This window comes from Arthrobacter sp. H5 (assembly GCF_000520595.1).
In the GTDB taxonomy this organism is placed as follows: domain Bacteria; phylum Actinomycetota; class Actinomycetes; order Actinomycetales; family Micrococcaceae; genus Arthrobacter_D.
In genome coordinates this window covers 34,249-44,716 of the sequence record NZ_KI914983.1, presented here as the reverse complement: position 1 = coordinate 44,716, position 10,468 = coordinate 34,249, and the positions used below count along the sequence as shown (strand labels likewise).

General features: G+C 62.8%; 11 protein-coding genes. 6 read left to right on the top strand and 5 right to left on the bottom strand.

Translation table 11 applies throughout. The features are described 5' to 3' along the window. Positions 1-127 precede the first annotated feature (127 nt). From Y708_RS0105515 to Y708_RS0105505, 3 genes are read left to right on the top strand one after another with little or no spacing between them, the layout of a single operon-like run. Positions 128-1,141, top strand: coding sequence for a metal ABC transporter solute-binding protein, Zn/Mn family (locus Y708_RS0105515; RefSeq protein WP_028279155.1), 1,014 nt, complete (start codon positions 128-130; stop codon positions 1,139-1,141). A 53-nt stretch (positions 1,142-1,194) separates the two neighbouring features. Beyond that, entirely contained in the window at positions 1,195-1,992 is a 798-nt protein-coding gene (locus Y708_RS0105510) for a metal ABC transporter ATP-binding protein (RefSeq protein WP_253905696.1), read from the top strand. A gap of 21 nt (positions 1,993-2,013) precedes the next feature. After that, entirely contained in the window at positions 2,014-2,874 is an 861-nt protein-coding gene (locus tag Y708_RS0105505; RefSeq protein ID WP_155853708.1) for a metal ABC transporter permease, read from the top strand. Between the two features lie 6 nt (positions 2,875-2,880). Here Y708_RS0105505 and Y708_RS0105500 read toward each other — a convergent pair whose 3' ends face one another. Beyond that, positions 2,881-3,315 carry a Fur family transcriptional regulator gene (locus Y708_RS0105500; RefSeq protein WP_028279152.1) on the bottom strand — a complete coding sequence of 145 codons (435 nt, stop codon included), beginning with the start codon at positions 3,313-3,315 and terminating at the stop codon, positions 2,881-2,883. A gap of 109 nt (positions 3,316-3,424) precedes the next feature. Here Y708_RS0105500 and Y708_RS0105495 point away from each other — a divergent pair, with 109 nt between their 5' ends. Beyond that, a complete protein-coding gene (locus Y708_RS0105495) occupies positions 3,425-4,087 on the top strand; it encodes an MBL fold metallo-hydrolase (protein WP_028279151.1) in 663 nt (220 codons plus the stop codon). On the opposite strand, the gene Y708_RS31485 is transcribed toward Y708_RS0105495, so the two are convergent. The 3 genes from Y708_RS31485 to Y708_RS0105485 are packed head-to-tail and all read right to left on the bottom strand — an operon-like array spanning position 4,084 to position 6,878. Then, a complete protein-coding gene (locus Y708_RS31485; RefSeq protein ID WP_343212952.1) occupies positions 4,084-4,443 on the bottom strand; it encodes a hypothetical protein in 360 nt (119 codons plus the stop codon). The two genes, Y708_RS0105495 and Y708_RS31485, sit on opposite strands and share 4 nt — an antisense overlap. A 6-nt stretch (positions 4,444-4,449) precedes the next feature. Beyond that, positions 4,450-5,742: a DUF7800 domain-containing protein gene (locus Y708_RS23095; protein WP_343212951.1), complete on the bottom strand. Its 1,293-nt coding sequence runs from the start codon at positions 5,740-5,742 to the stop codon at positions 4,450-4,452. A gap of 32 nt (positions 5,743-5,774) precedes the next feature. Then, on the bottom strand, positions 5,775-6,878 hold the full coding sequence (locus tag Y708_RS0105485) for a PLP-dependent cysteine synthase family protein (RefSeq protein WP_028279150.1): 1,104 nt from the start codon (positions 6,876-6,878) through the stop codon (positions 5,775-5,777). A gap of 115 nt (positions 6,879-6,993) precedes the next feature. On the opposite strand from Y708_RS0105485, the gene Y708_RS0105480 reads away from it, so the two are divergent. Both Y708_RS0105480 and Y708_RS0105475 read left to right on the top strand, forming a co-directional pair. Then, the gene (locus tag Y708_RS0105480; protein ID WP_028279149.1) at positions 6,994-7,815 is read left to right on the top strand and encodes a sulfurtransferase; all 822 of its coding nucleotides are present in this window, start codon (positions 6,994-6,996) and stop codon (positions 7,813-7,815) included. Between the two features lie 10 nt (positions 7,816-7,825). Then, positions 7,826-8,251, top strand: coding sequence for an HIT family protein (locus Y708_RS0105475; protein ID WP_028279148.1), 426 nt, complete (start codon positions 7,826-7,828; stop codon positions 8,249-8,251). Between the two features lie 16 nt (positions 8,252-8,267). Here Y708_RS0105475 and hrpA read toward each other — a convergent pair. Then, positions 8,268-10,468: ATP-dependent RNA helicase HrpA (gene hrpA / locus Y708_RS23090; RefSeq protein ID WP_035775400.1), on the bottom strand; the 2,201-nt coding region annotated here is incomplete at its 5' end.

The window sequence follows — 10,468 nt, the reverse complement described above, 5'->3', positions numbered from 1 at the left end:
TGTTGGTGGCAGCCGCCGTTTGGGTGGGAGCGTCGCTATTTTCAAGATGCGAATGATTCGCGTTTAGGTTAGACTCGCAATTACGCCAAACGTTACCAATTCTCATTGCGAGTAGATCGAGGTTTTCATGCGCCGTGCGACCGCGCGTTCCGTAGTTTCGATAGTTGTAGCCGGGGGGGTTGCCCTGGCAATGTCCGGCTGCGGCCAGTCGGCAGGGGAGGGCACAGCCCAAGCCGCAGAAGACGGCACGATCCAGGTGGTTACCTCCACCAACGTGTACGGGGACATTGTCGAAACCATTGGCGGTGACAATGTCGAGGTGACGGCGATCGTGAACAGCCTCAGCCAGGACCCGCATTCCTACGAGGCAACGGTGCAGGACAAGCTCGCCGTCTCGAAGGCGGAACTGCTCGTTGAGAACGGTGGAGGCTATGACACCTTTCTCCACCTGCTGGCGGACGACGTCGAAATGGACCACGACTACGTGCTGACAGCCGTTGACATTTCGGGACTGGCACCCGAGGACGCCGAGGGTGAACATGCAGGCGAAGAGTATGCCGCGGAAGAGCCTGCCGGGGAAGATCATGCGGACGAGGAGGATGCCCACGCGCACGGCGATTTCAACGAACACGTCTGGTACAGCCTGCCGGCAATGGACAAACTTGCCGCTGAAATCGCGGCGAAGCTCTCCACCCTGGATCCTGACAACGCCGGGACGTATGAGGCCAACGCGGCCAGCTTCAGCGAATCCTCCGCGGGACTGCAGGCGCAACTCGATGAGCTGGCAGCGGGGGCGGAGGACCGGAGCGTAGCCATGACCGAACCTGTGCCGTGGTACCTCCTGGAAGCCGCCGGCCTCCAGGACGGTACGCCGCCCGACTTCATTGAGGCCATCGAAGAGGGATCGGATGTACCGGTGGCGGCCCTCAACGAAATGCAGGTCCTGATGGAAGAAGGAGGCCCCGCGTTTCTTGCCTATAACCAACAGACCGAGGGGCCACAAACGGTGTCCGTGCGTGATGCCGCGGAAGCGGCCGGCGTTCCCATCGTCACCTTTACCGAGACCGTACCTGACGGCGGCGACTACATCACCTGGATGACCGCCAACGTGGACGGAATCGCCCAAGCGCTGAACTCCTGACAGAATTGCAGTTATCTGAGATACACCAAGACAAACTGCAGCCAGGAGAGAATGTGACCGGTCCGGTGGTTAGCCTGCGGTCAGCGTCCCTTTCCTTCGGCGGCCGGACTCTCTGGCAGGACCTTGACCTGGACATCAACCCGGGGGAGTTCCTGGCCGTTCTGGGGCCAAACGGTTCCGGCAAGACCAGCCTCCTGAAGGTTCTTCTCGGGCTGCAGAACCTGGACTCTGGAGCGGCGCTGATCGACGGCGGTCGCGTACACCGCGGCAGCCGTGAGTTTGGCTATGTACCGCAGCAGAAGTCTTTTGCTCCTGAAACGCCGCTGCGTGCCCGGGACCTGGTTGGACTGGGAATCGACGGCCATAAGTGGGGTCTGCGGCTGAGGGGCGCGGCCTACAGGTCCTCGGTAGACGCGCTGCTGGAGAAGGTGGGGGCGCTTTCCTACGCGGACGCTCCGGTGGGCAGGCTCTCCGGCGGCGAACAACAGCGCCTCCGCGTTGCCCAGGCATTGGCAACCGATCCCAAAGTCCTGCTCTGCGACGAGCCCCTACTGTCCCTGGATCTGCACCACCAGCAGGCAGTCAGCCGCCTCATCGATGCACAGTGCCGCGACAATGACAGCGCAGTGGTCTTCGTGACTCATGAGATCAACCCGGTGATCGACTACGTTGACCGTGTTTTATACCTGGCCGGCGGACGCTTCCGGGTGGGAACACCGGAAGAGGTGATGACCAGTGAAGTCCTGTCCGATCTCTACAACAGCAATGTTGAAGTCATCAATAACAATGGCCGGATTGTGGTGGTTGGACTTCCCGACGCCACCACCCACCACCATGCAGAGGTGAAGTGATCCGTGGATTTTCAGGATTTCATGAACGCGGTCTTCAACTTCGAGAACTATGGCGAGCTTCTTCCCCTGGTGCAGAATTCGATCTGGGCAGGCGCAGTGCTTGGCCTGCTGGGCGGGTTGATCGGGACGTTCGTGATGATGCGCGACCTCGCCTTCGCCGTGCATGGAATTGCTGAGCTGTCCTTTGCGGGCGCCGCCTTTGCGCTGCTGATCGGGGCCAATGTGGTCTTCGGTTCGCTGGTGGGCTCCGTGATTGCAGCGCTGCTGCTGGGACTCATGGGGATCAGGGCACGCGACCGCAACTCGATCATCGGGGTCATCATGCCCTTTGGCCTTGGCTTGGGCATCCTTTTCCTCGCCCTGTATGAAGGCCGGGCCGCCAACAAGTTTGGGCTGCTGACGGGGCAGATCGTCTCTGTTGACGAGGTCCAGCTGACGCTGCTGGCGGGGTGCGCCGTCGTCGTCATGGTTGCCCTGGCCGCCATTTGGCGGCCGCTGACCTTTGCCAGCGTGGACGCGGATCTCGCGGACGCACGCGGTGTGCCGGTGCGCGGTTTGTCCCTTGCCTTCATGTTCCTGCTGGGCGTTTCAGTGGCGCTGTCCATTCAGGTGGTGGGAGCGCTGCTGGTGCTGGCCCTCCTCATTACGCCCGCGGCGGCGGCGCTGAAGGTCACCTCGTCACCGCGGCTGGTGGTGCTGTTGAGCGTTGTCTTCGCCTGCACGTCGGTGGTTGGCGGGATTTTACTGGCGCTCGGCGGACGCATCCCGATCAGCCCGTATGTGACCACTATTTCGTTCCTGATCTACCTGGTATGCCGTGCAATCAGTTGGCAGCGCGGGCGTTCGTCGACCGCTGCGGAACGTGCGGCACAACCCGCTTAGGACTGTCTAAGCGAGCTTCGCCGCGGTGCACTCCGGGCACAACCCATAGATCTCGACAGTGTGAGCCACGTCGGTGTAGCCATGATCCTCGGCAACGCGCGCTGCCCACTGTTCAACTGCGGGTGCTTCAATTTCCACTGCCCGGCCGCAGTTGCGGCAGAGCAGATGATGGTGGTGGTGCTCCACCGCGCAGCGGCGGTACACCGCCTCACCCTCGCCGTTGCGGAGGACATCCACCAAGCCGTCGTCCGCCATGGACTGGAGGATGCGGTAGGCGGTGGCCAATGAGACGGTTTCGCCCTTGCTGTGAAGCTGGCGGTATAACTCCTGGGTGCTCACAAAGTCGTCAAGTTCATCCAGTGCGGCGCTGACGGCGCGACGCTGTTTCGTGACCCGTTGCTCGGAGCCTTTACGGGTTGAAGGAGCTGCTTCGGGTGGCATGGCGGGGGTGCCTCCTTGCGGCGTGGACGTGTGGTTTATAAAGGACCAGCGTCAAGGTTACCAGCGCCCGCCCTGCCCTGCCTGCCGGTCCCGGCGGTAGGGTGGGCACATGCTGCTCACCAAGTTCACCCATGCCTGCGTCCGGCTTGAGCAGGACGGCAAGGTCATTGTCATTGATCCTGGGAATTTTTCCGAGGTGGAGGAAGCCCTCAAGGGGGCCAGCGCGGTCCTGATCACCCATGAGCACGCCGATCACCTTGACCGGGAGAGGGTTGCGGCCGCCCTCCGTGCCGACGCTGCCCTTGAGCTTTATGCGCCGGAGGGTGTGGTGGCGTCGCTGCGGGAGAGCCTCGGCGACGACGACGCCGGCAGCAGGGTCCATTCAGCTGAACCGGGAGCGCGCTACAGTATTGCCGGGTTTGACGTCCAGACCTTTGGCGGACAGCACGCGTTGATCCACCCGCATATTCCGGTGGTGAAAAACATCGGATACTTCATCGAAGACAACCTGTACCACCCCGGTGATTCCTTCATTGTTCCGCACGGCGCGGCTGTGCAGACGCTCCTGGTTCCGGTGCATGCGCCCTGGTCGAAGACGGCTGAAGTGATTGATTTTGTCACTTCCGTCCGCGCTCCACGGGCGTACCAGATCCATGATGCGCTGCTGAACGAAACCGGCCTGTCCATGGTCGAGGGCCATGTGATGAGGCTGGGTGCCCACTATGGGACAGAATTTCGCCATCTGGAGCCTCGGGAAAGCGTGGAGCTCTAGCGCCCGCGGGGATCCACCGTCAGCGTGGCCACTTCCTTCAACCGGGGATTGAGGTGGTCGCCGTCCTCCACCACACCTGTTGACCACCACAGCTTGAGTCCATTCGGGCCATCCTCCAGGCCCGCAAGGTTGTTATCGAACCACGGACCCCTCAGCCCGGACCAGCGGAACGGCGGCTTGGGGACTTTGACGGACCGTGCCACCAGGGCTCCCACCGGGCTGGCGACCCCGTAGGACATTGTTGCCGTGGCGAAGCGCATGACCCGGGGGAGCGGATTGCGGATAGGCGAGCAGACCGCCTGCACAATGCGGCTGCCCGAGTCCCGCTGCACCTCGGCCACGTAGGAGAAGTGCACGTCTCCCTAGAGGAAGGTCACGGTCTCGGGTGCCGGCCCGCGTTTACCGTCCGCAACCTCCGTCGCCATGTCAGCTACGGCCCGGAAGCTCTTCTGGAAGGCGGCCCAGTGTTCCAGGTCCACGGTCCGCCGGATCTTCTCGCCTATTCTTGAGCCGCGCGCGCCCCAGGCACCTTCGGACAGGGCCTCGTTCCAGGATTCAATGTGGTGAAGTCCGCGTGGCAGCAGGAATGGTAGCGACGAGGCGATTAACAGCTGCCGGAATCCGCCCTGCATCAAGCCGTCCAGCCAGGCCAGCTCTTCATCATCGAGGAGGGAACGTTTGGCCGGGTCGAGCACCCGCGCAGCTCTCGAATCGATGGTAATCATCCGGACCTCGCCAATGTCGCGGTAGTAGCTCCACCGGTAGCTGGTGGGATATTGGTTCGCCCGGTCGGCGAAGACATCGAGGGTGGAGCTGAGATCCAGTTCGTCCTCCCCGCGGTGGGCCGCCACCTGCTGCCAGATCTCATCCTCCGCCCGCTGATCCGGTGAAAGGTTGCCCAGGTGTTGGTAGACCCAGTAGGAAGCGAGTCCGGAAACAATACGTCCCTGCCACCATGGTGTCTTCTCCATCTCCTGCTTCCAGGTGAGGGATGCGTTCCAGTCGTCGCGGATATCGTGATCGTCGAAGATCATGGCGCTGGGCAGAGTGGAGAGAAGCCAGCGGTTGGCGCCGTCCGACCAGGCGAGTTTATAGAGATGCGCGTATTCTTCGTAGTCCTGGAGTTCCTCGCCGGGAGGTTCCTCGATGTTCCGCCTGTCCCGGATGAACTGCTGCATTTCATTGCTGGTGACATCGGCGTAGACCTGGTCGCCCAGGAACATGACCAGGTCCGGCCACGCGTCGCCGTGATCTGCGGCCATGTGCAGCGCGTAGGCCCGCATCGAATCGACGCCGTGCTTGCTGTTGCCTTCTTCATCGTGGGACACACTGGTCCGGCACGAGCCAAAGGCCATGCGGAGGGGCTTGCCCGGTTTCAAGGTGGCAATGACCGACGACGGGTAGTCGGTGTCTGCCTCCGGCCAGACTTTGACGCCGTTGATTTCCACTGTGTAAGGGGTGACGGTTCCCGTGTGCAGACCGTCGGCCTCTACCAGCGCGTAATGGTGGCCGTGAACGGCGAAGGTTCGTGCTTCCCAGGATGAACCTCCGGCGCGGACCAACACGCGCGCATCCTCCGCGGTCTCCACCCAGATGCTCGCCGAGGTTTCGTCCACGTGGCGCATCATGGGTCCAAGTACCAGGGAGTTAGTCATCACCCATTTGTACCCTTTCAGTGACGATTGGGCTATCCGGTTGGCTGCTGGGGGCCCGGATTCCACTGTCCGGTGGAAAGAAACGTCTCCAGCGATCGCTCGTGGGGTGCCGGGTCCAGGCCGTGCGCGGCCAGCCAGCCGTCGTCGTCGTACGTGCAGGCATAGCGATCGCCCGCATCGCACATCAGCGACACCACGCTGCCGGTCCTGCCCTCTGCAACCATTCCGGCGATCAGTTGCCATACGCCCCACAGATTTGTCCCCGTTGACGGTCCGGCGTGCAGCCCGGCGAACTGTTTCAGGTGGCGCATCGCGGCCACCGAGCCGGCGTCCGGAACCTGGATCATGTGGTCGATGACTTCGGGTATGAAGCTGGGTTCGCGCCGGGGGCGGCCGATACCCTCGATGCGGGAAGGAAGCCCTGACGCCGCCGAACGGGGGTCCTTCCAGGCAGGGTAGAAGGCAGAATTCTCCGGGTCCACCACCGCCAGGCGGGTGGCGTGCCGGTGGTACCGCAGGTAACGGCCGATTGTGGCGCTGGTTCCGCCGGTTCCGGCTCCAACCACAATCCATTCCGGCACGGGGTGGCGCTCCAGGGAGAGCTGTTCAAAGATCGATTCGGCGATGTTGTTGTTCCCTCGCCAGTCGGTGGCGCGTTCCGCGTAGGTGAACTGGTCCATGTAGTGGCCGCCGGAGTCCGCAGCGAGCTTCCCGGCGGTTGCGTAGACCTCCGACGCGTGCTCCACGAAGTGGCAGACGCCCCCAAATTGTTCGATCAGGGCGATCTTTTCCGGGCTGGTGGTCCGCGTCATCACTGCGGTGAACGGCAGGCCGAGCAGCTGGGCGAAGTAAGCCTCCGACACCGCGGTTGAGCCGCTGGAAGCCTCAACGATTGTGGTGCCTTCCCTGATCCAGCCGTTCACCAGGCCAAACAGGAAGAGAGAACGTGCCAACCGGTGCTTGAGGCTGCCGGTCCGGTGGGTCGACTCGTCCTTCAGGAAGAGATCCACGCCCCAGTGCTCCGGAAGGGCCACCGCATAGAGGTGGGTGTCCGCGGAACGGTTATTCTCGGCCTCGATACGGGAGAGCGCTTCATCGGTCCAGACGCGGCTGGGTACTGGAATGGAGATGTTCACGGTCCTACTCTATGGGCTGGTGCGGCCCCAATTGGAGTACCGCCCAATGCTGTGGTGGACTTGGTTCACACCATGACCGGTGTGCCACCGGTCACACTTTCAAAAGGAGATCTTCATGGAGACTCTGATGGACGTGCAGACCCTGCAGAACCGGATGATCTCCGGCAAGCAGACGGTTCTGCTGGATGTTCGATGGGCGTTGGGTGACCCCCGCGGCCGCGAACAGTACCGATCAGCTCATATTCCCGGGGCCGTGTATGTGGACCTCGAAACTCAGCTTTGCGCCGCGCCTTCCGCATTGGAGGGCCGTCACCCCCTTCCCGATCCAGCCACGCTTGAGGAGGCCGCACGTCAGTGGGGCATTAACAACGACGACGTTGTGGTTGCCTACGATGACACCGGCAACCTGGCCGCCGCACGCGTGTGGTGGCTGCTGCGGAACGCCGGACTCAATGTTCACCTGCTCGACGGCGGCCTCACCGCCTGGCGCGCGGCAGGCTTCGAAACCGAGGGCGGGGAGGAACAGCACTGTCTGGGCGATGTGTCGCTGGGCGCCGCCGGAATGCCGGCCACGGACATCGACGCAGTAGCGTCGTTTGCTGGAATCCTGCTCGATGCCAGGGCAGGGGAGCGCTTCAGGGGCGAAACCGAGCCCATCGATGCGAAGGCAGGGCACATTCCGGGTGCAGCCTGCGCACCCACGACAGACAACCTGACTCCGGCAAAGACGTTCAAATCCCCGGCAGAGCTCCGCCGGCGGTTCGAAGCGCTCGGTGTCACGGACACCGCCGAAGTTGCCGTGTACTGCGGATCGGGGATCACCGCGGCGCACGAGGTCGCTGCCTTGGAGATCGCCGGATTCGACGCCGCGCTGTATCCAGGGTCCTGGTCGCAGTGGTCAGCTAGATCCGGGCTGCCGGTGGCAACCGGCGCCTAGAAGGAGAAACATGAGCACCTTGTTCACGAAAATCATTGATGGCGAGATCCCCGGGCGGTTTGTCTGGAAGGACGACGACGTCGTTGCCTTCCTGACGATCGCACCGATCACGGATGGGCACGTCATGGTGGTGCCGCGCCAGGAGGTGGAGCACTGGGTCGAAGCCGAGCCGGAACTGCTGTCGAAGATCATGAGCGTTGCGCAGACCATCGCCAAGGCACAAACCGTGGCGTTCTCAGCCAAACGGGTCGGCGTACTGATGGAAGGCTACGAGGTTCCGCATCTGCACGTGCATGTCTGGCCTACGCAGAGTGCCGCCGATTTTGATGTTCACAACGTCGACCACAATCCTGATCCCGCCCGCATGGATGACAATGCCGAGAAGCTGAGGGCCGCCCTACGCGCCGCCGGCTACGAGGCGAACGTTCCGGATTAGAGCTTTCGGGCGGCGGTCAGGCCGCTAGCGCCTCACCCAGCGCCACCCGCAGCCGCTTCTCGGATACGGTGTAGGCGGTTCCCAGCTCCTGGGCGAACAGGCTGATCCGCAGTTCCTCCAGCATCCAACGGACCCGCGCGAGTCCGGGAGGAACCATCCGGCCGGTCGGCACCAGGGCGGCGACGGCGTCGTCGTAGTCGTCTTCCAACCGCTGCACGACGGCGGTTCCCACACCATCGCGCTGGACGTTGCCTGCCAGTTTGGTGAGACGGGTCTCGATGCCTGCCAGATAGCGGGGCAGGTGGGTGAGCTGGGCATAGCCGGTCCGGGCGACGAAGCCCTGGTAGACGAGTTGTTCGAGCTGGCTCTTGACATCGTTCAGGGCGGTAATGAGGGCGAGGCTGGCACTGCCCTTGAGCTGCTTTTCGATCCGGCGCGTGCTCGCGAGAATTTTCTCCACGGTGGCGGTGACCGTGAACACCGTATCGATGAGTTCCGCGCGGACGGTTTCATACAACGCGTTGAACCCGGCTTCGGTCCAGGGCAGGTCAACGGGTGTGAGCTTGTCTATGGCGGCAATGGTGCAGTCCTCGATCAGCGCCGCAACGCTGCCGTGAGGGTTCTGGGTGAAGGTCAATTTTTCGGCGTTGCTGAGGTGCTCGAGGACGTACTTGGCCGGGCTGGGAACTCGCGCGGCCAGCAGCCGGATGACGCCCGCGCGCATCGATGCCTGCTGCTCACCCGGGTTGGGGAAGACAGTGAGGCCCACGGAACCGCCTTCATCCGTGAGCGCGGGATAGCCGGTAATGGTGTGTCCGCCGACCGATCTGGAGACCTGCGGGGGGATGTCCCCGAAGGTCCACGCAGTTGCGCCGGAGACTTCCTTGATACCTGGATGCTCAACCACTGGCGATACTGTTCTGCGCGCGGGTTTTGTGGTGGCTGGTGTGGCGCCCAATGACTCAGCGATCGCCCGCCGGGTCTGGGGCGCCAGCGACTCTTTCAGCGCATCGAGGTCCTTGCCCTCATCGAGGATCTTGCCTTGGGCATCAACCACCTGGAAGCTCATCAGCAAATGCCCGGGCAGCACGGAACGGTTCCAGGAGCCCGGCGGAATGATGTGCCCCTTCAACCTGCGCAGGGCCAGCTCGAGGGATTCCTCCAGGTCATCCCGGGCGGGATCGAAGTCGTTGTGGAGCGACTCGACGGCGGACCGTGCCACATCCGGGGCTGGAATGAAGTTCTTCCGAACCTGTTTGGGCAGGGACTTGATGAGCGCGGTCACCAGTTCCGTCCGCAGCCCCGGGATCTGCCAGTGGAACGGTCTGGCGGCGAGCTGATTGAGGAACAGGACAGGGATGGTCACGGTGACGCCGTCGGCTGCGCCCTGCACCCCGGGAGAAAACTCGTAGCTCAGGGGCAGCTCGAAACCATCCTGATGCCATGCTTTGGGAAAAGCGGTTTCGTCGAGGTCTGCATCCCGGCTGAGCAGTTCCTCCGGCTTGAAGTCCAGCAGTTCCGGATCGGTATGGCGGGCGTCCTTCCACCACTTGTCGAAATGGCGTTCGGATACCACTTCGGGTCCCACCCGGGCGGCATAGAAGTCAAACAGGGTTTCGTCGTCGACCATCAGGTCGCGGCGGCGCATCCGGTTTTCCAGTTCCTCGATCTCGGCCATCCGCGCCTTATTGCGATGGAAGAACTTGTGGTGGGTTTTCCAGTCACCCTCCACGAGCGCGTGCCGGATGAACAGTTCGCGTGCGAGCTCCCGGTCGATACGGCCGTAGTTGATGCGTCGTTGCGGCACGATCGGCACACCGTACAGAGTGACCTTCTCATAGGCCATCACCGATCCCATCTTCCGGGACCAGTGCGGCTCACTGTAGCTGCGCTTCACCAGGTCCGGAGCAACTTCCTCGGCCCACAAGGGATCGAACTTCGCGGCAACGCGCGCCCAGAGCCTGGAGGTTTCCACGAGCTCAGCAGCCATCACCCAGTCCGGGGACTTCTTGAACAGCGCGGAGCCGGGAAACACGGCAAACCGGGTTCCGCGCGCACCGGTGTACTCGCGTTTTCGCTGGTCATAGAGGCCAATATGGCTGAGCAGCCCTGAAAGCAGGCTGATGTGTACGGCGGTGTCATTGCCCACGGGGTCAACGGGTTCAGGGGAGAGGGTGATACCGAGAGGCTTGGCCAACTGCCTGAGCTGCGCGAAGA

Bases quoted from the DNA above. Each gene is read 5' to 3' on its own strand.
- Y708_RS0105515 (WP_028279155.1), top strand. From the start codon at position 128: ATGCGCCGTGCGACCGCGCGTTCCGTAGTTTCGATAGTTGTAGCCGGG.
- Y708_RS0105505 (WP_155853708.1), top strand. From the start codon at position 2,014: ATGAACGCGGTCTTCAACTTCGAGAACTATGGCGAGCTTCTTCCCCTG.
- Y708_RS0105500 (WP_028279152.1), bottom strand. From the start codon at position 3,315: ATGCCACCCGAAGCAGCTCCTTCAACCCGTAAAGGCTCCGAGCAACGG.
- Y708_RS0105495 (WP_028279151.1), top strand. From the start codon at position 3,425: ATGCTGCTCACCAAGTTCACCCATGCCTGCGTCCGGCTTGAGCAGGAC.
- Y708_RS23095 (WP_343212951.1), bottom strand. From the start codon at position 5,742: ATGACTAACTCCCTGGTACTTGGACCCATGATGCGCCACGTGGACGAA.
- Y708_RS0105480 (WP_028279149.1), top strand. From the start codon at position 6,994: ATGGAGACTCTGATGGACGTGCAGACCCTGCAGAACCGGATGATCTCC.
- Y708_RS0105475 (WP_028279148.1), top strand. From the start codon at position 7,826: ATGAGCACCTTGTTCACGAAAATCATTGATGGCGAGATCCCCGGGCGG.